The following is a 16,553-nucleotide window of genomic DNA, read 5'->3' as shown; positions in this document are numbered from 1 at the left end:
GCCCATGCCTGCTCCGCCGTCCAATGTGCCCTGCCGGTCAATCCGCCCGGGCCTCCGCACGATTCTAGACCGGCTGCACCCCGTGCCGACGATCCTGGCCGCCGTGCCCCGCTACGCCAGGACCCGGACAGCGCCCGGAACCACCTCGATGGTGAGCGGCAACGCCCCGATCCGCTCGCCGTCGGCATAGGCCACAACATTGTCCGCCGCCAGTTCGACGCTGCGGACCCGGCGGATGTGCACCGACGGATGTCCTGTGTGGCCGCCGGAAAACACCTTCGGGAACACCGCCAGAAGGCCAATCCTGGACAGCGGCCCCACGATGAACAGGTCCAGGTAGCCGTCGTCGAGCACAGCATCAGGGGTGACCTTCATGCCGCCGCCAATCGACTGCCCGTTGGCGACGGAGATGAGCATCGCGCCCTGTTGCCAGCGCTCGCCGTCGGCCGTCACGGTGTAGTTGATCGCACGGAAGGACGCCAGTTCGCGGAGCATGGCGAGGTTGTAGCGGCCCTTGCCGCGCGGCCAGCGCCACGCGTTGGCGCGTTCGTTGACGGCGGCGTCGAACCCCGCGGAGACCACGCCGGCGAACCACCGGGACGCCCCGCCTGAACCGATCCGCCCGACGTCGATCAGCCGGCCGCCGGTGGCCAGGGCCGCCAGCAGTTGTTCACAGGCGGCGGAGACGTTGTGCCGCGGGAGGCCGAGCGCGCGGGCCATGTCGTTCCCGGTGCCGGTCGGAACGATCCCCAGCGGCACCGAGCCGTACGGGGCCCCCGAGCGGGCGAGCGCATTGATGCCCAGGTGGACCATGCCGTCGCCGCCCACCACAACGAGGGCGTCCACCCCGGATGCCAGAATCTTATCCACTGCGTCGGCGAGTTCCGCGTAGCTGTCCCTGCACAGGAGCACCACCTCGGCCCCGCTGGCGCGGAAGCAATCCGCCGCCTCCCGGCCGGCATGCTGCCCGCGGCCGAAGGATGCCCGCGGGTTGACGGCGACGGCGATAATCATGGCCTGAATTATGCCAGCAGCCGGGAACCATCCACGCCCGCGCGGTCGTTATTCCCCTAGCCGGTTAAACTGGCCACGCCGGACATCCAGGATGGACGGGCGCGATCAACCGGCACTATCAACGCAAAGGATTCTTGCTTGACGCAGGGCAACAGCTCGCATTACCAGGTCCTCCGGATCCCCGTAACGGCGACGGAGAAGGAAATCAAGGTGGCCTACCGGAAGGCCGCCCGCAAGTCGCACCCCGACCACGGCGGCGACCCCGCGGCCTTCCGGCAGGTGACCCTTGCCTACGAGACCCTCATCGATGCGAAGCGCCGCGCCGACTACGACCGTTCCTACGGCAGCGGATCCCGCGACTTCAGCGCGGGTCCGGCCGGAGAGGAAGCACATTTTGATGCCCCGGCGGCCGGAAGCCGTGCCTCCGCTACCGTCCGCCACCCCAACACGCCACGGAACACGGCCGCCGATGCCCCCGTCTACGTCCCGTCTTTCGAGGAGATGGCGCAGGCCGGCGGGGTGCCGCTGATCCCGGCGGATCTGGCAGGCCAGCAGGTCCACGGAATGCCGCGGAAGCGCGGCATCTTCGGGGCCGAAGCGAGGATCCAGCGGGAAATGCGGACTGTTCAGCTCATCAGCCGCCAGATCCTCCCCGCAATCCCGGCCGCACGGCTCATCAATGGCCTGCAGTCCCCTGCCGACATCAACCACATCGACCATGTTCTGCTGTCCGGCTACCGGATGGCGATCATCGGCTCCATGCTGCTGCCGCCGGGCGCCTATGCCTGGAACGGCAGCGCCCTGACCCACGGCGGCCGGGCCATCGCCCCGCCCCAGCTGGCCCAGGTGGTGCGCCGGATGCAGGACATCTTCCCGGAACTCAACGTCACCGGCTGGACTGTGGTCCACAGCACGGACGGCAACCTGCACGAACCGGTCATCGACCACCACCGCCCTCCCGGCCGGGACAACAACAGACGGGACAACAACGGACGGGACAACAACAGACGGGACAACAACAGCCATGGGCTGGTCCAGGTGGTCAACGCCGCCGGCCTGGCCCGCGGGCTCAAGCAGTTCCTGAGCTCCGGCCCGGCCCCGAACACCGTCAACGTCCCGGTGCTCGCCCGGCTGCTTCGCGGGATGCACTAGAAGCGCCGGGCCGCCGCGGTTCCACCGCGGCATTGACCACGACGGCGGCTCGCTAGGATGGGAGCGTGTTCCGCATCCTCTTCCACACCCCCGAAATTCCCGGCAATACGGGCAACGCCATCCGGCTGGCTGCCATCACCGGCGCCGAACTGCACCTGGTCGAACCGCTTGGCTTTGATTTCTCCGACGCGAAGCTGCGCCGGGCCGGACTGGACTACCACGACCTCGCCGTCGTGACGGTCCACCCGGACATCGAGGCGGCCTGGCAGGCCCTCAGGCCGGAACGGGTCTTCGCGTTCACATCAGACGGGGAGGCCTCCTATACGGAGATCAGCTACCGGCCTGGCGACGTGCTGCTGTTTGGCCGTGAATCCGTCGGCCTGCCGGAGGAGCTCAAGCACGACCCCCATGTGACCTCGCGCGTCCGCCTGCCGATGTTGCCGGCACTGCGCTCGCTGAACCTGGCCAACGCCGCCTCCATCGCCGTCTACGAGGCATGGCGCCAGAACGGGTTCGCCGGAGCCAAGCTGTAGGCGCAACCTTTCCCATGGTCCACCCATCCGCCTCCGCTGCTGTCCCGAATCACTTCTGAAGCCCGGTTCAGCCAAAGGGCGCAGATAGCGGCGAAGGGAGCGAGGAGCGGCAGGTGATAACAGTGCAGTTGGAACGACGTCCGGCCCATCGGGTTGCGGGCCACCACGGCAGAAGAACAACCCATCCTGGCCCACGATCGGCGGCGGGCACCTTATGCTTGAAGGTGATGGAAACTCCCAACGCCCCGAACCCAGAGGCCACCGCTCCCCCGGGCACTCCAGCCGACGTGAACCGCCGGCTCGGCGCACTGCTGGAACTGGTCGCCCGCGGCGACCAGGCCGCCTTTGCCGAGTTCTACGAACTCACCTCGCGGCGTGTTTTCGGCATGGCCCGGCGTGTACTGATCGATGTGGAACTCAGCGAGGACACCACCCAGGAAGTCTTCCTCCAGGTCTGGCAGAATGCCTCCAAGTTCAATCCCGAGGCCGGAAGCCCGCTCGCGTGGCTCATGACAATCTCGCACCGCCGCGCCGTGGACAAGGTCCGCTCCTCCCAGTCATCCACTGACCGGGAAGCGAAATACGGCGCCAGCAGCCAGGAGATCGACCACGATTCGGTCTCCGATGCGGTGGGCAGCCGGCTCGAGGCCGAGGCCGTGGTCCGTTGCCTGGAGACGCTGACCGACACGCAGCAGGAATCCGTGCGGCTTGCCTACTACGGCGGCCTCACCTACCGGGAAGTGGCAGAGAAACTCAATGCCGCGGTCCCCACCATCAAGTCCCGCATCCGCGACGGACTTATTCGACTGAAGACCTGCCTGGGGGTGAGTTGAGATGACCGACATAAACGCACAGAACAACGGCCGCGTCCCCAGCGGCTTTGCGGCCGATATCGCCACCGACCTCGCTTCTGGCCGCGCCGTTGACCTCGCCGAGGTCTACGCGCTGAACGCCGTCGACGACGTCGAAGGCGCCGCCATTGAGGACTACGTCGCCTCGGCCCCGCCAGCGGAACGCAGCGCCTTCAACGAACGCGTCCGCCAGGCCCGGGAGACGCTCGCCACAAGTTTCACCTCCGAGGAAGAACCGCCCGCCGGCCTGCTGGACCGGATCATGGTGTCCCTGCCGGCCCAGGCCTCCGGGCAGGTGCCCGGCGGCCACTCGCACCAGGCTCCTCCGAGGGTTCCGCCGGTCGTGGCCCGCCCCGTCCGGGAGACTTCCGAACCGTCCGTCACCGATGAGCTCGGCGCCGCCCGCCGGCGCCGAGAAGAGCGACGCAGGCCGCAGGGCATGCGCAACTGGCTGGTCGGCGTCGCGGCCGCAGCCGTTATCGCCTTCGGCGGAGTCGGCGTCGGCGCCTATATGGCGAACCAGAACGACCCGCTCAACCAGGTGCTGCAGGCGGGGGACGTACGGCAGGCGACAGTGAACGTCACCGGCGGCGGTACGGCCACCGTGTCCGTCTCCTCCTCGAGGGATGCCATCGTGGTAAAGATGAACGACGTCCCGGCACCGCCGCCCGGCAAGGTCTACCAGATGTGGCTGATCCCCAGGGACGGCTCGGCCCCGGTGTCACAGGGGTTGATGGACGCCGAATCGCTGTCCAAGCCGGCCGTCGTCAAAGGCATCAGCACCGCCGCGGCCCTGGGCATCACGGTGGAACCGGCCGGCGGCTCGACGTCGCCCACCATGCCCACCGTGGCCGCCGCTCCGCTGGGCGCATAGCGCCGGGACCACCCACCAACAAAGCCGCGCAGGCCTTGACCTCCAGAGGGTCAAGACCTGCGCGGCTTGTAGTTTAAGCCGGAACTGATGTTGGCAGCCCAGCCGGCTAAATGATGACCGACAGCAGCATGATGAAGCCGAAGCTGACCACGGAGATCAGTGTCTCCATCACGGACCAGGTCTTGAAGGTCTGGCCTACCGTAAGTCCGAACAGTTCCTTGACCAGCCAGAACCCGGCGTCGTTGACATGCGAGAGGAACAGCGAGCCGGCGCCGATCGCGAGGGCAAGGAGGGCGGCGTGCGTCGGGGTGAGCGAGCTGGCCAGCGGTGCGACGATTCCGGCGGCCGTTACCGTCGCCACGGTGGCAGAGCCGGTCGCCAGACGCAGCGCGACGGCCACGATGAAGCCCAGCACAAGGACGGACATGTTGGTGCCCTCGGCCCATTTCTTGACGGAGTCGCCGACGCCGGCGCCGATCAGGGTCTGCTTGAAGCCGCCGCCGGCGCCCACGATCAGCATGATCCCGGCGATGGGACCCAGGCTTGCGCCGATCTTGGAGGTGATCATGTTGCCCGTAAACCCCACGGCATAGCCGAACGTGAAGATCGCGAGCAGCACGGCCAGGGTCATGGCGACAAGGGGCTGGCCGACGAAATCGAAGACGGTCCGGATCCAGGGGGCTGTCGCGGCGTCGGGCCAGATGATGTCCACAACGGCTTTGAGGAGCATAAGGACCACCGGGAAAATGATGGTGAGCAGGGTGACGAGGAAGCTCGGCTGGCGTTTAACGCCCTGCATGTCCGCGCCGTGCTGGGTGTCGATGCCGCCCGCGACGGCGGGGGCGCCGACAGGCACCCATTTGGCGGCCAGCCGGGAGAACAGCGGTCCGCAGATGATGACCGTGGGGACGGCAACGAGGAGGCCCAGCGCCAGCGTGGTGCCGAGCTCGGCCTTGACGGCGCTGATCGCGATCAGGGGTCCCGGGTGCGGCGGCACGAGGCCGTGCAGCACGGAAAGACCCGCCAGCGCCGGGATGGCAATGCGCATGAGCGGCATTTTGGAGCGCTGGGTCACGAGGACGATGACCGGAAGCAGCAGCACCAGCCCGATTTCGAAGAACATCGGGAGGCCGATGATGACCGCGACCAGCGTGATGGACCACACCAGTTTGTTCCCCGTGGCCTTGGCCAGCAGCGTGTCCACCACCCGGTTGGCCCCGCCGGAATCCGCCAGCAGCTTGCCGAGCATGGCTCCGAGGGCGATCAGCAGGCCGACTTCTTTCAGGACGCCGCCCACTCCGTCTTCGAAGTTCTTGATGACCAGGGCCGGTTCCACGCCGGAGGCAAGGCCCACGAAGGCCGAGCCAAGAATGAGCGCGAGGAAGGGGTGGAGCTTGAACTTGGTAATCAGCACCACGATGACGGCGATGCCGAGGGCTGCGACCACCATGAGGCGGGTGTCGAGGCCGGTCCAGGCCTCGACGGCAGCCGGAAGCTGGGTGGGTATCAGAGAATTCACAACGTGTTCCTAGGGTGGTGACTGGTGGATGACTGCCCTGGCGGCTGGTTGAGCCGCTCAGGGCCTGCCGGCGTCGGCGGGCTCGAGCTGCAGCCGGTCGATGATTTCCTGGGCTTCCTCCGCGGGCGTCGCGGAGACACGAAGGGTGATGACGTTTTCGTCCTCCGTGGGCGCCTCGAGCGCCTCAAACTGGGACTCGAGCAGGGCCGGGGGCATGAAGTGGCCGTGCCGGGATGCCAGCCGGTCCGAGATCCGGCCCTTGCTGCCGTCGAGGAAGACGAACACCACGCCTTCGGCGCGCAGGACATCCCGGTATCGCTTCTTCAGTGCCGAGCATGTGACGACGCCGGGGAGCCCGGACCCGGTGTGCTGCCGGATCCACCCGGCGATGCTTTCCAGCCAGGGCCAGCGGTCCTCGTCCGTCAGCGGCTGGCCGGCGTGCATCTTCGCCACATTGGATTCGGGATGCAGATCATCGCCTTCCGCAAAATCCCAGCCCAGCCGGCCGGCCAGCAGACCGGCCACGGTTGACTTTCCTGATCCCGAGACGCCCATGATGACCAGTACGGGGTGCTGCGCAGTCTTCGCCATTAAAGTCTGCCTTCCTCAATTAAATATGATTTAAACAGAGGCCAGCTTATGGGAGACGACAGCGGGGAGCAACACTAGAAACCGGCGATGGTCCCCGGGCCATTGACTGTTACGACGTGGAATGCCTCGGCACTGCGACCAGCCGGGAGTCCGCCGCGTTCCGCGGTCCGGAGCATCAGTGACCGGACGGTGCGGTCCATGGTCTCGACGTCCGGGTGTTGGCTGGCGTGGACGTGGATCGCGGCGAGTTTGCTGTCAACCTGCCCGGTGACGTCGACGAAGTGGTTCTCGCGTTCCTCCGGCCCGGCGAAGAGCCACAGATACGGCAGCTTGTAGGCCTCCAGCCCGGCTTCGGCCAGCTCCGGATAGGCGAAAGGATTCTCCAGCGCCGGATACACCGCCCGGGTCACGGCCTCCCCCACCGCCAGATGGTCCGGGTGGCTCTTCTGGATCCGGTTCCAGTTCCGTTCCGGGTGCATCGAGACCACAACGTCGGGCCGGAGCTGCCGGATCAACCGCACCACGTCGCGGATCACCTCGTGTGTGGGCTCAAGGTGGCCGTCATGCTGATGGAGGTAGTGGATGTCCGTGACGCCGACCAGGGCCGCGGCGCGGCGCTGTTCCTCATTCCGCAAGCCGATAATCTCGTCCCGTTTCTCCGGATCGAAGCGGCCCGCGTCGCCGTCGGTCATGATGCAGTAGCTGACCTCGACGCCGGCGGCGGTCCAGGCCGCGACGGTGCCGGCGGCGCCGAAGTCGATGTCGTCGGGGTGTGCGGTGAAACAAAGCACCCGCTCCATCCGGTGGTGTTCCGGATGGAACGGGCTTTGCGCCGAAACAGCGTCGGTACTCAAGAGATCAGCCTCTGCGCTTCTTGATTTCTTCGGTGGCTTGCGGCAGGACCTTGAAGAGGTCTCCGATGATGCCGAAGTCGGCGATTTCGAAGATGGGCGACTCGGCGTCCTTGTTGACGGCCACGATCAGCTTGGCGGTCTGCATGCCGGCCTTTTGCTGGATGGCCCCGGAGATGCCGGCGGAGATGTACAGCTGGGGCGAGACGGTCTTGCCGGTCTGGCCGATCTGCGCGTCGTGGCCGATCCAGCCTGCGTCCGTTGCGGCGCGGGAGGCTCCGATCGCGGCGCCGAGCGCGTCCGCGAGGTCTTCCACGGGCCCGAAGTTGCCGTCCACCCCGCGGCCGCCGGCCACCACGATCCGTGCCTCGGCCAGGTCCGGGCGGCTGCTGGCGGCCTTCTCGTTGCGGTCCGTGATCCTTGCCGAAGCCGCGGCGGCTGCCTCCGGCACCTCCACGGTGACGGTTGCCGGGGCCGTGCCGGTGACGGCGGGTTCAGGAGTGATGCTGTTGGACTTGACGGTCAGGACCGCCACTGGGGTGGTGGCCCTCGCCGTGGTGGTGTATGAACCGGCCAGCACGGACTTGTGCGCCGTTCCGTCCGGGTCCACGGCAACGACGTCGGTGATGACGCCGGCACCAAGCTTGATGCCCAGCCTCGCCGCGATCTCCCTGGCCTCGGCCGAGTTCTCGGTGAGCACGACGGTGGCGCCGGAGGTCTGCACCGCGGCCGCAAGATAGGACGCCTTGGGCCCTATGAGGTAGTCGTCGAGGTCCGTCGCGGACGGGAGGTGGACCGTCTGGACGCCGTAGGCGGCCAGGGCCGCCGCGACGACGTCGTGCAGTTCGCCGTTGAAGGCCACCACGGGCTCGCCCAGGGAACGGGCGATGGTGAGCAGCTCGAGGCTGGTCTTCTTGAGGGCCCGGCCGGGGTTGTCGATGAATACGAGTACTTTTGCCATGTGGAAATCCCCTTAGAGCAGCTTCTGGGCGGCCAGGAAATCGACCAGCTGGATGCCGGCGTCGCCTTCATCGGTGATGATGGTGCCGGCGGTACGCGCCGGGCGTACCTCGGCGGAGTCGACGGCGGTCCAGGACCCGGACCGTCCTACCCGCGCGGGGTCGACGCCGATATCCGCCAGGGTCAGGGTGGTGATGGTCTTCTTCTTGGCCGCCATAATGCCCTTGAAGTTCGGGTACCGGGGGTCATTGATCTGGTCCGTGACAGAGACGAGGGCAGGCAGCGTGGCCTCGATCGTGTCCGCGTGGGCGTCGCCGTCGCGGCGGGCGGTGAGCCTGGCTCCGTCGAGCTCCAGCGAGGACGCGAAGGTCACCTGCGGAAGACCCAGGCGCTCTGCGAGCTGGGCCGGAACCAGTGAGGTCTCCCCGTCGGTGGAGGCCATGCCGGTCAGGATGAGGTCCGCGGGGATATCCGTTCCGAGGTGGCGGATGGCCGCGGCCAGGGCCAGCGACGTGGCGGCGGCGTCGGAACCGGCGAGGGCCTCGTCGTTGAGATGAACACCCTCCGTCGCACCGATCTGCAGGGACTTTTTCACCGCGTTGACTGCACCGGCGGGGCCCATGCTCAGCGCGATCACCTTATTGCCGGCCGCCTCGCCGCCGCGGGCCTCGCTGAGCTGGAGTGCGGCTTCGAGGGCGTACTCGTCCAGCTCGGACAGGATGCTCTCGGAGCGGTCGGTGGTGCTGCCCGCGCCGCTCAGGTGCCGGTCGAACTGAGCGTCAGGGACGTGCTTGACCAGCACGATGATCTTCAAAATCTCTTCCACTGTGTGTACAGCAGCCTTCCATGCGGGTGGGCAGCCAGCCCGGTGGGTCGTGGCCATGGAGCGCCCGGGGGTGCCGGGTTGCTCCTAGCTAACCATATAGCGGGTCCCGGCGCGGCTCCGGTTAAGGCCAGTGTCAGTGCGCTTGCGGCTCCCTGCGCTTGCGGCGGGGGGCCGGCGCACGGAGACCTCATTGACGGCGGGAGGCCGGGCGGCACCTGCTGCCGCCCGGCCTCCCGGAGTTGCTGCCAAGGCTCTGCTGTTCGGACTCTACTGGTCGGCTGCCGCGCCGAGCGTTACGTCAAGTTGCTTCTGCTGTCCGCTCCTGAGGACCGTGACCTTGACCGTGGCTCCGGCGGCCTGCTCGCGCACTGCCGCGGTGAGCTGGTTCGGGTCGCTGATCTGCAGATCCTGGAACTTGGTCACAACGTCGCCAACCTTGACGCCGGCCTTGTCCGCGGCGGAGCCGGATTCAACGGTGGCAACCTCCGCTCCCACCGAGAAGGCGGAGGCCGAGGAGCTCGCCGTCTTGGGCTTCACGCTGACGCCGAACTGGCCGTGGCTTGCCTTGCCGTTGCTGATGATCTCCTGGGCGACGCGCTTGGCGTTGTTGATGGGGATGCTGAAGCCGACGCCGATGTTGCCGCTGCTCGCGGTATCGCCCCCGGCCGAGGCGATGGCGACGTTGACCCCGATGATCTCGCCCTTGGTGTTCACCAGTGCGCCGCCGGAGTTGCCGGGGTTGATGGCAGCGTCCGTCTGGATGACGTTGATCGAGATTGTTCCCTGGTTCGCCGTGCTGGGGCTCTGTCCGCCGCCGGGAGGCGCGAACTGGAAGCCCTGGTCGCCGCCCTGGGAGTTGTCGGCCCCTTCCTTGGGAGCCGCGGAAGAGGCGACGCTGATGGTGCGGTTGAGCGTCGACACGATGCCGTCCGTCACCGTTCCCGTGAGGCCAAGCGGCGAACCGATCGCGACGGCGGTGTCCCCGACGTTCAGTTTGCCCGAGTCGCCGAGCGTGGCGGGGATCAGGCCGGAGGGGTTGTCTATCTTGACGACAGCGAGGTCGGACAGCGGATCAGTGCCGACGATCTTGGCACTGTAGACCTTTCCGTCGCTGGTCCGGACCTCGATGGTGGCGTCGGCCGCCTTGCCGTCGAGCGTGACGACGTGGGTGTTGGTGAGGACGTGGCCCGCGCCGTCCAGGATGATGCCGGAGCCGGTGCCGCCTTCGCTGCCGCTGGTGGCCTTGATGGTCACGACACTGGGGCTGGCTTTCACGGCAGCCGCGGTGATGGCGTTGACGTCGTCCTTGTTGTTCACAATGACGGGGCCGGCCTGGGTGCTGTTGCTGGATCCCGTGGACGTGATGGTGCGGTCGCCCAGCAGCTGGGTTGTCCCGGCGACCACGCCGCCACCGACCAGGCCGGCGGCCAGGATGCTGGCCACAAGGGTGGGGACGCCGAAGGCCGCCTTGCGCTTCGGGGCATGGGCCGGGTTGGTGGCGTATGGCGAACCCGCCGGTGGCTGGTTACCGGAGTAGGAGCCGTAAGGGGCCTGTGCGTGCTGCGGCTGGCCGCCGGGGTTCTGGGACTGGCTGAAGGCCGGGTAGCCGGCACCCTGGCCGTAAGCGGCGGCGGTGTGCTCCGCGCCGAACTGCCCGGTTTGGGGCGTCTGGGTCTGGGGTACCCCGGTTTGGGGCGTCTGGGTCTGGGCTGCGGCCGGCCGGCCGTAGGACGGCTGATGCTGCGGGTAGACCGGCTGCGGGGCGTCCGCGGGCCGGTCCAGCCGGAGGGTCGGATTCGCGTCCGCTGAGTCCGGCGCGGGGAGAGCCTGGGGGTGCTCCGAAGGGACCTCATTGGGCTTCGCGGGCTCTCGGCTCGGTGTTGATGGCTCCGGTGTCGCGCCCTGCGCTGGGTTCTCAGTCATCAGACTTCCTTTCATCCTTGTCTGCGTTAACTATGGACGCTCTCACTGATACTAGAGCGGACATTTGCTGGGAGGTTCCTGAACGCCGGGGCCAGGGCCCCCGGCCGCGCGTTTTGAACCCTTCAGCGCTTTTCGCTGGTGGCATATTCCCACTGGTGGACGGCCCATTGGGTGCACCATAGAATCAAATGGAATCGCCACAGCGACCTGCGGCTTTGCATCTGCGTGGGGGCGCTGCTGCATTCTGTGACGACTGGTTCGGCCGAACTGGTCGCAGAAGTGCTGAAGGGTTGCACATGCGGTCTAAGTTGAAACGTTTCCTTGCAGTTCTTGGCGTGGCCGGACTGCTGGCGCTTCCGGCCGCCCCGGCCCTGGCCGAAGATCCGGTGACCCTTGACCCCACCACGAAGATTGTTGACTCCGCAGGGGTTCTCGGCGACCGCAAGGGCGAAGTCGAGCAGGCAATCAAGACGCTCGGCACCGACCACGCGATGACCTTCCACGTCGTTTACGTTAAGAAGTTCGAGAACCCGACAGACCGGGTGGCTTGGGCGACAGCGGTGGCTGAAAAAGCAAGCCTTGGCGCGAATGCCATGATGCTGACCGTTGCCACGGACACCCGGCAGTACCTGCTGAGCAAGCCGTCCAACAGCAAGATCACCAATACCCAGCGCGACAGCATTGTGAAGAACGCGGTGGATCCGCAGCTGCGAAACGGCGAGTACGCACAAGCTGCCATCGACACGGCCGCGGCCATTGGCGATGCGGCCGGCGGCGGGGCCGGAAACGTGCCGTCCGAAGCCGGGGCAGGAACCGCCGTCCTCGTCGGCGTGGGCGTGGTCGCGGCGGGCGGCGCGGGTGCCTACCTCTATTTCAGCAACCGCCGGAAGAAGGCCGCGCAGGCCGCCGGCGCCGGTCCCCAGGCCGCCGACGTTGACCCGCTCGCCGGGCTCTCAGTCGAGGAACTGCGGCGCAAGACCGGCTCACTCCTGATCGAGGCGGACGATTCAATCAAGTCCAGCGAGCAGGAGCTTGGCTTCGCCCAGGCACAATATGGCGACGCCGCCGTTGGGAACTTCACGAAGGCCCTGCAGGAAGCAAAGGGCCACATGTCCGAGTCGTTCAAACTGCAGCAGCAGCTCGATGACCATATCCCGGATACCGAGGAGCAGCAGCGGACCTGGCTCGGCGAAATCATCCGCCGTACCGAGGCTGCCCTCGCCTCCCTGAGGGAGCAGAAATCGGACTTCGATTCCCTTCGTGAGCTCGAAAAGAATGCCCCGCAGGCGCTTGCCGCCGTGAGTGCCGGAGCCCATGAGACCGGGGCCAGGATTGCCAGCGCCGAGCAGTCGCTCACCGAGCTGCGCGCCAAGTACGCCGAGAGCGCCCTCGTGCAGGTTGCCGACAACATCAGCCAGGCCAAGGAGCGGCTGGCTTTTGTGCAGAACGCCTCCGTGACGGCCCAGGAGAAGCTCAGCGCAGGGGAAGGGGGCCTCGCCGCCGTCGCCGTCCGGGCCGCGGAAGAGAGCCTGCACCAGACGAACGTGCTTCTCGGCGCAATTACCAAGGTCGCCGGCAACCTCGACGAGGCACGCAGCGGGCTCGAGTCCGCCGTCGCGGATATCTCGCAGGACCTCGCGCAGGCCAGGGCCATGATCCAGTCCGGGGCGCACCCTGAGCTGGCGGGTCCGGTCGCCGGAGTTGAAGCAGCCCTGGCGCAGGTCAAGGCCGAGATCCAGGGCGGCAAAATCGATCCGATCGCCACGCTGGAGCGCGTCGAAACGGCGCACCAGTCGCTGGATGCTTCGCTCACCGGGATCCGCGACCAGCAGGAACAGTCCCGGCGCGCGCAGGCCTCGCTTCAGCAGAGCATCATGTCGGCCCAGGCGCAGATCGGCGCGACCTCCGACTACATCACCGCCCGACGCGGCGGGGTGGGCACCGAAGCCCGCACCCGGCTGGCGGAGGCCCAGCGGAACCTGGACTATGCCCTGTCCATCTCCCGCACCGACCCGGTCACCGCCCTGCAGTACGCCCAGCAGGCCCACTCGCTGGCGGCACAGGCGGCGCAGCTGGCACAGTCCGACGTGGACCACTTCGACGGCTTCGCCAACCAAGGCTACGGCCGCGGCGGGATGTTCGGCGGCGGAGGAGGCGGCGGTCTCGGCGGCGCCATCCTGGGCGGCATCCTGATCAATTCCATCCTGCACGGCGGAGGCGGAGGCGGCGGAGGAGGCTGGGGCGGCGGCGATTCCGGCGGAGGCTGGGGCGGCGGGGACTCGGGAGGCGGTTGGGGCGGCGACGGCGGCGGCGGCGACTTCTAGCCTACCGCCCCATCCAACACACCGCCCACAACGGACTAGGCGCCGGCGGGAAGCTATCCGCCGGCGGATAGAAGCGGTACATTTCACTGTTCACCGAATTCAGTGGGAACCACTGAGCAGGACGAAAGGTAACACCATGAAGCAGTCCATTTTCGGCCGCATGGCGCAGCTGGCGAAAGCCAACATCAACTCCCTGCTGGACCAGGCTGAGGACCCGCAGAAGATGCTGGACCAGATGGTCCGGGACTACACGAACAGCATCGCCGAGGCCGAGTCCGCGGTGGCCCAGACCATCGGCAACCTGCGCATGCTCCAGGACGATTACCACGAAGATGTCAAGAACGCCAAGGACTGGGGCAACAAGGCACTCGCGGCGTCGCGCAAGGCCGACGAGTACCGCGCCAAGGGCGACGTCACCGATGCCGAGAAGTTTGACAACCTCGCCAAGGTGGCCCTGCAGCGCCAGATGTCCGCGGAGAATGAGGCCAAGTCCGCGGAGCCGAGCATCGCGTCGCAGACCGAGGTAGTGGACAAGCTCAAGCACGGCCTGGACCAGATGAAGGGCAAACTCAACGAGCTCACCGGCAAGCGCAACGAGCTCGTAGCACGCTCCAAGACCGCCGCCGCCCAGTCCCAGGTGCACGATGCGCTCAAGAGTATTGACTTCATGGATCCCACCTCGGAGGTGGGCCGCTTCGAAGAGAAGATCCGCCGTGAAGAGGCCAAGGTCCGGGGCCAGCAGGAGCTCGCCGCCTCCAGCCTGGATGCGCAGTTCAACTCGCTCGAGGATCTCGGCGAGCAGACCGAGATCGAGGCACGGCTTGCCGCGCTGAAGTCCGGTGGGGGGCCCGCAGCGATCGGCGCCGGCGAAAGCCGGTCCGCCGCCTCCACCGTGGACGACGCCGACTTCGACAAGCTCTAGGCACAACCACCGGCGGGCTCCCGCCGGTCCCTGAGGCCGGACCCCGGACCCATCGCCAGCATCACACGACGGTTCCAGGGGGCCGGCCTCTGCTGTGCCCCGCCGGGTACTGCCGTGCACGGCCCGCGGCCGCGCGTGTACCGTGGATTTATGTCTTCGGAATCCACCTCTTCGACCCTTGTCTGGCTTCGCGATGACCTCCGGCTGGACGACAACCCTGCACTGGCCGCAGCGGCGTCGCTGGGACGGCCGCTGACCGTGGTCTACATCCTCGACGAAGCCTCGCCCGGTGTCCGTCCTCTCGGCGGGGCTTCGAAGTGGTGGCTGCACCATTCCCTCACGGCGCTGGCCGATGACCTGGCGGCCACAGGATCGCGGCTGCTCCTCCGCAGCGGCCCGGCCGACGGCATCATCCGCGGGCTCGCCGCGGAAACAGGCGCCTCAGCGCTGTTCTGGAACCGCCGTTATGGCGGTCCGGAACGTGCAGTGGACGCCGGAGTCAAGAGCTGGGCTGCGGACCACGGCCTCAGTGCCGAAAGCTTCCAGGCCAGCCTCATGTTCGAGCCCTGGACCGTCCGCACCGGCGCCGGCGGCCCCTACAAGGTGTTCACCCCCTTCTGGAAGGCCTGCCTGGACGCCCCCGAGCCGCGGCTGCCCCTGGAGGCACCAGAGACGCTTCCGGCTCCTGCCCGGGACGCAGCGGGCCACCTTCCCGCGGGCGATGACCTCGCCGGCTGGGGGCTGCTCCCCCGCCGGCCGGACTGGAGCTCCGGACTCGCCGCGACCTGGACCCCGGGGGAAGCCGGGGCACACAACCAGCTTGACAACTTCCTCGACGGCCCGGCCGACGAGTACGGGACCGGCCGGGACATTCCCGGCACCGAAGGCACCAGCCGCCTCTCCCCGCACCTGCGCTTTGGTGAAATCAGCCCGTTCCGGGTCTGGCACGCCCTCCGGGAGCGCTACCCCAGGGGCGGACCGGCCGACGTCGGAATCTTCCGCGCCGAACTTGGCTGGCGCGAATTCTGCTGGCAACTGCTGTACGAGAATCCCCAGCTGGCCACCCGGAACTACCGGCCGGAGTTCGACCGCTTCGCGTGGCAGACGCCGTCGGAGGCCGAGCTGGCGGCCTGGCAGCAGGGCCGGACGGGGTATCCGCTGGTTGACGCCGGCATGCGCCAGCTGTGGCAGACCGGATGGATGCACAACCGGGTCCGGATGGCGGCGGCGTCCTTCCTGGTGAAGAACCTGCTGGCCGACTGGCGGCTGGGCGAGGCCTGGTTCTGGGACACCCTGGTCGATGCCGATGCCGCGAGCAACCCGGCGAACTGGCAGTGGGTTGCCGGCTCCGGCGCCGACGCCTCGCCGTATTTCCGCATCTTCAATCCGGTCACCCAGAGCAAGAAGTTCGACGCCGGTGCCCGCTACCTGCGGGAGTACCTCCCGGAGCTGGCCGGGCTGGACGGCAAGACAATCCATGAACCGTGGAAGGCGGACGGCGCCGCACCGGACTATCCGGCGCCGATCGTCGGGCTCGCGGAATCCCGCGCGCGGGCGCTGGATACTTACCAGCGGCTCAAGGACGGCTAGGGCCGGCTCCGCCCCAGGTCCCGTTCAAGCTGGGGCCCTCGGGCTGACGTCCCGGGTCGCAGGCCGACGGAACAGGACAACAAGAAAGGCCCAGGCAACAAGAAAGGCCCGGATCATCAGATCCGGGCCTCTCTTGTTCTTCTTCAGTTGCGGGGACAGGATTTGAACCTGTGACCTCTGGGTTATGAGCCCAGCGAGCTACCGAACTGCTCCACCCCGCGTCGCAAGATCAACAGTACCCTACTTTCAGGGCCGCCCGAGCCACTCCCCCGGCGGCGGTCCCCGCCCGCGGGTTCCGGGGCCGATCGAGTGTGGATCGGGCCTGCTTCCCGGTAGCGGGTGGCAAATCCGGACGGCCCCGCGCGCCGTCCGGGGCGCCTTTCAACCCGATTCCGGCCCCTGGGCCCGGCGCCTGCGGCGTTTCCGTGCCAAAGTGCCCCCTGCCCGCATCCAACGCTTGCCCGCGGCCGCCGTGGCCGGTCCGGTGCTGGCCGCTTAAAGCAGAAGGCCCGGAACACTGTTTCCAGTATTCCGGGCCAACCCTTGAGTTGCGGGGACAGGATTTGAACCTGTGACCTCTGGGTTATGAGCCCAGCGAGCTACCGAACTGCTCCACCCCGCGT

The 16,553-nt window shown here is 67.6% G+C and carries 14 protein-coding genes and 2 tRNA genes; 7 read left to right on the top strand and 9 right to left on the bottom strand.

All coding sequences use genetic code 11. From position 1 onward, the window contains the following. Positions 1-111: 111 nt before the first annotated feature. Positions 112-1,014: a diacylglycerol/lipid kinase family protein gene (locus ACZYZE_RS05710; RefSeq protein WP_463906744.1), complete on the bottom strand. Its 903-nt coding sequence runs from the start codon at positions 1,012-1,014 to the stop codon at positions 112-114. Positions 1,015-1,152: 138 nt separating this feature from the next. On the opposite strand from ACZYZE_RS05710, the gene ACZYZE_RS05705 reads away from it, so the two are divergent. The 4 genes from ACZYZE_RS05705 to ACZYZE_RS05690 all read left to right on the top strand — a co-directional run bounded on the left by ACZYZE_RS05705 (position 1,153) and on the right by ACZYZE_RS05690 (position 4,424). Continuing rightward, entirely contained in the window at positions 1,153-2,166 is a 1,014-nt protein-coding gene (locus ACZYZE_RS05705; protein ID WP_463906741.1) for a J domain-containing protein, read from the top strand. A 65-nt stretch (positions 2,167-2,231) separates the two neighbouring features. Beyond that, positions 2,232-2,699, top strand: a complete 468-nt coding sequence (locus tag ACZYZE_RS05700; RefSeq protein WP_459316873.1) for a tRNA (cytidine(34)-2'-O)-methyltransferase — start codon at positions 2,232-2,234, stop codon at positions 2,697-2,699. Between the two features lie 227 nt (positions 2,700-2,926). Beyond that, positions 2,927-3,532 carry an ECF RNA polymerase sigma factor SigK gene (gene sigK / locus ACZYZE_RS05695; RefSeq protein ID WP_459316874.1) on the top strand — a complete coding sequence of 202 codons (606 nt, stop codon included), beginning with the start codon at positions 2,927-2,929 and terminating at the stop codon, positions 3,530-3,532. A gap of 1 nt (position 3,533) precedes the next feature. Beyond that, positions 3,534-4,424, top strand: a complete 891-nt coding sequence (locus ACZYZE_RS05690) for an anti-sigma factor (protein ID WP_459316875.1) — start codon at positions 3,534-3,536, stop codon at positions 4,422-4,424. Positions 4,425-4,530: 106 nt separating this feature from the next. On the opposite strand, the gene ACZYZE_RS05685 is transcribed toward ACZYZE_RS05690, so the two are convergent. The 6 genes from ACZYZE_RS05685 to ACZYZE_RS05660 form a co-directional block, all read right to left on the bottom strand. Further along, positions 4,531-5,874: a GntT/GntP/DsdX family permease gene (locus ACZYZE_RS05685; RefSeq protein ID WP_459317076.1), complete on the bottom strand. Its 1,344-nt coding sequence runs from the start codon at positions 5,872-5,874 to the stop codon at positions 4,531-4,533. 126 nt (positions 5,875-6,000) lie between these two features. Beyond that, positions 6,001-6,534, bottom strand: a complete 534-nt coding sequence (locus tag ACZYZE_RS05680) for a gluconokinase (protein ID WP_459316876.1) — start codon at positions 6,532-6,534, stop codon at positions 6,001-6,003. 74 nt (positions 6,535-6,608) lie between these two features. Beyond that, positions 6,609-7,388, bottom strand: coding sequence for a PIG-L deacetylase family protein (locus ACZYZE_RS05675; RefSeq protein ID WP_463906737.1), 780 nt, complete (start codon positions 7,386-7,388; stop codon positions 6,609-6,611). 4 nt (positions 7,389-7,392) lie between these two features. Beyond that, a complete protein-coding gene (locus ACZYZE_RS05670; RefSeq protein ID WP_459316878.1) occupies positions 7,393-8,346 on the bottom strand; it encodes an electron transfer flavoprotein subunit alpha/FixB family protein in 954 nt (317 codons plus the stop codon). A 12-nt stretch (positions 8,347-8,358) separates the two neighbouring features. Continuing rightward, positions 8,359-9,159 (bottom strand): electron transfer flavoprotein subunit beta/FixA family protein, encoded by an 801-nt coding sequence (locus tag ACZYZE_RS05665; RefSeq protein WP_459317077.1) that lies wholly within the window; start codon positions 9,157-9,159, stop codon positions 8,359-8,361. A 279-nt stretch (positions 9,160-9,438) separates the two neighbouring features. Further along, positions 9,439-11,094 carry a S1C family serine protease gene (locus ACZYZE_RS05660; RefSeq protein WP_463906735.1) on the bottom strand — a complete coding sequence of 552 codons (1,656 nt, stop codon included), beginning with the start codon at positions 11,092-11,094 and terminating at the stop codon, positions 9,439-9,441. 296 nt (positions 11,095-11,390) lie between these two features. Between ACZYZE_RS05660 and ACZYZE_RS05655 the strand changes: the two genes are divergently transcribed. The 3 genes from ACZYZE_RS05655 (at position 11,391) to ACZYZE_RS05645 (ending at position 15,930) form a co-directional block, all read left to right on the top strand. After that, positions 11,391-13,418, top strand: coding sequence for a TPM domain-containing protein (locus ACZYZE_RS05655; RefSeq protein ID WP_463906733.1), 2,028 nt, complete (start codon positions 11,391-11,393; stop codon positions 13,416-13,418). A 136-nt stretch (positions 13,419-13,554) separates the two neighbouring features. Beyond that, the gene (locus ACZYZE_RS05650) at positions 13,555-14,340 is read left to right on the top strand and encodes a PspA/IM30 family protein (RefSeq protein ID WP_459316881.1); all 786 of its coding nucleotides are present in this window, start codon (positions 13,555-13,557) and stop codon (positions 14,338-14,340) included. Between the two features lie 150 nt (positions 14,341-14,490). Continuing rightward, complete coding sequence (locus ACZYZE_RS05645; protein WP_463906731.1) at positions 14,491-15,930, top strand: cryptochrome/photolyase family protein; 1,440 nt, start codon at positions 14,491-14,493, stop codon at positions 15,928-15,930. A 147-nt stretch (positions 15,931-16,077) separates the two neighbouring features. Here the strand turns inward: ACZYZE_RS05645 and ACZYZE_RS05640 are convergent. Continuing rightward, positions 16,078-16,151, bottom strand: a tRNA-Met gene (locus tag ACZYZE_RS05640). A 327-nt stretch (positions 16,152-16,478) separates the two neighbouring features. After that, positions 16,479-16,552, bottom strand: a tRNA-Met gene (locus ACZYZE_RS05635). Between the last annotated feature and the right edge of the window lies 1 nt (position 16,553).

It is taken from the genome of Pseudarthrobacter woesei, from assembly GCF_055412745.1.
This window is presented reverse-complemented; position numbering and strand designations above follow the sequence as displayed.

Excerpts from the sequence above, each read along its gene's own strand:
- ACZYZE_RS05650 (WP_459316881.1), top strand. The coding sequence starts at position 13,555 with ATGAAGCAGTCCATTTTCGGCCGCATGGCGCAGCTGGCGAAAGCCAAC.
- ACZYZE_RS05685 (WP_459317076.1), bottom strand. The coding sequence starts at position 5,874 with ATGGTGGTCGCAGCCCTCGGCATCGCCGTCATCGTGGTGCTGATTACC.
- ACZYZE_RS05690 (WP_459316875.1), top strand. The coding sequence starts at position 3,534 with ATGACCGACATAAACGCACAGAACAACGGCCGCGTCCCCAGCGGCTTT.
- ACZYZE_RS05710 (WP_463906744.1), bottom strand. The coding sequence starts at position 1,014 with ATGATTATCGCCGTCGCCGTCAACCCGCGGGCATCCTTCGGCCGCGGG.
- ACZYZE_RS05660 (WP_463906735.1), bottom strand. The coding sequence starts at position 11,094 with ATGACTGAGAACCCAGCGCAGGGCGCGACACCGGAGCCATCAACACCG.
- sigK (WP_459316874.1), top strand. The coding sequence starts at position 2,927 with ATGGAAACTCCCAACGCCCCGAACCCAGAGGCCACCGCTCCCCCGGGC.
- ACZYZE_RS05655 (WP_463906733.1), top strand. The coding sequence starts at position 11,391 with ATGCGGTCTAAGTTGAAACGTTTCCTTGCAGTTCTTGGCGTGGCCGGA.
- ACZYZE_RS05645 (WP_463906731.1), top strand. The coding sequence starts at position 14,491 with ATGTCTTCGGAATCCACCTCTTCGACCCTTGTCTGGCTTCGCGATGAC.
- ACZYZE_RS05670 (WP_459316878.1), bottom strand. The coding sequence starts at position 8,346 with ATGGCAAAAGTACTCGTATTCATCGACAACCCCGGCCGGGCCCTCAAG.
- ACZYZE_RS05680 (WP_459316876.1), bottom strand. The coding sequence starts at position 6,534 with ATGGCGAAGACTGCGCAGCACCCCGTACTGGTCATCATGGGCGTCTCG.